The organism is Pseudomonas sp. SF2, assembly GCF_036858055.1.
In the GTDB taxonomy this organism is placed as follows: domain Bacteria; phylum Pseudomonadota; class Gammaproteobacteria; order Pseudomonadales; family Pseudomonadaceae; genus Aquipseudomonas.
Map to the genome: position 1 here is coordinate 1 of NZ_JAMBDI010000057.1, position 1,758 is coordinate 1,758.

Annotated in this window: 2 pseudogenes; both read left to right on the top strand. The window is 51.0% G+C overall.

From position 1 onward, the window contains the following. Nucleotides 1-1,330 (top strand): annotated as a pseudogene (locus M2S36_RS23535) (T6SS effector BTH_I2691 family protein); the annotation flags it as partial. A gap of 2 nt (nt 1,331-1,332) precedes the next feature. Beyond that, a pseudogene (locus M2S36_RS23540) lies at nt 1,333-1,758 on the top strand (hypothetical protein); the annotation flags it as partial.

The window sequence follows — 1,758 nt, forward strand, 5'->3', positions numbered from 1 at the left end:
CAATGCCGAGAAAGCGCTGGGGCTGCTGGCAGCGCGCTACCAGATCACCGGGCAGGCTATTCGGGACAATCCGTTCAGTCAGGAGGTGGAGAAGTACCTGAAGAACGGCATGGCGCAAGTTGAAGAGATGAAAGAGCTACGCATCTCGGGAAGCCGGACGGTGTCAATCGAACTGACCACCACCGCGCGAGTAAAACCCAACTTTCTCGGGTTACTCACATCGGGCGGCGGCGGTGGATTGAATGCGGGAATGCTGTGGTTCAACGTGATTTCGCTCAAGACCGCCTACCACAGCCTGCAGCAGAGCGATGCACCGGAATACACCATGGGGTTCGCTTCATCGATTTTCGGGGTGATCGGTGCGGCGGCGGCGACATTGGTCAGTGTACGCGCAACGCAAAAGGCCGTCATGCTGAGGTTGAGCTCAACGGCGCCTGGCATGGCCTTTGGCAATGGGATTATAAAATTCTTGAGCAGTAATCTGTTTGCGCGTTTAGCGGGATACCCGGCAATAATAACAGGACTAATTTCTGATGTACTTAAGGCACAGCGTCAGCGCAACAATGGTAACCAAATGGCAGCCAGGTATACAGCGGTTGGCGGGGCAACCATGGCTGCTGGCTCCATTGTCATACTTGAAGCAGGACTTGCAGTTGCTGGCGCTACGTCGTTGGTGCCCTTTGCTGGATGGGCTGCAGCTGCGCTTGTCCTTGTAGGTGCAGCAATCCTCGCAGGAGGCTTCTATCTTCACGCCAAAGCACATGAGCAACTTCACAGCCCAATTGAGCTTTGGGCAGCACGCAGCATCTTCGGCAATCGTACTAACGATGGAGAGGTCCATCCTGAAATCACCTTGGACTATGAAAAAAAACTGCCTGCATTCCCATCGCTGCACGCGGAAATCGAAGCTTGGCACAATGAGCATTTTGGGCCAAAACTACTTTCAGCTGAGCAGGCAATATCACTCGGTGTAGCTAAAGTCGACACCCGATGGCATCAAAACGATCACTGGACGCCGCCAAACTGGACAGCCATAACACATAACGAAGTAGCCACTGCTCAGCCAACCGCTGAGTTCACAGTGCTTCTGCCAAGCTTCGTGTTAGGGGTAAGCGAATGGTCAGGAAGCCTAAGTAGCTTTCGTGACAATGGGGGGCTGGATGTTTTCCCAATCGCGCCCTCTGCCCACCTTGTAGCTGCGGGTTTGGTTCTGCATTTCGAGAACACGCTATCCAACCAACACCATGTCTCACTACATTTAGCCTACAGTGCCAATCAAGGGTTGGAAAAAGGCAATTGCATCCATTCAATTTTCCGTCTTGGGCGCTGATCATGGCTACCATCTGGCTATTCAACACGACATCCGACTCAGGCCATAAACCGGCTATTGGCGGACAGATATTGACCTTATCCAAAAATACTTTATGCCTTCGAAACCCCTGGATTACAGACTCAGTTTTCATGGGAAAACTTTACTGCGCATCAATAATGATAACAATGATCGGCATCTACCCTTCCTCTTTTTTCTCAAGCGATGCCTGGAACCCCTATACATTTGACCTAGCGCTGATGATCGGATTTTCACTTACCCCCTTCATATTCCTCCCCTTCCTCGCCTATCGAATCTACCTTATAAAAAGCTTATCTAGTCTCTGCCTCAACCGGTCAACTCGAAAGATTTACTATCAACGCTTGAGCAAGGTATTAGTTTTTGATTGGAATAATACCGGAGGGGGGATTTTCAAACGCACCGAATAC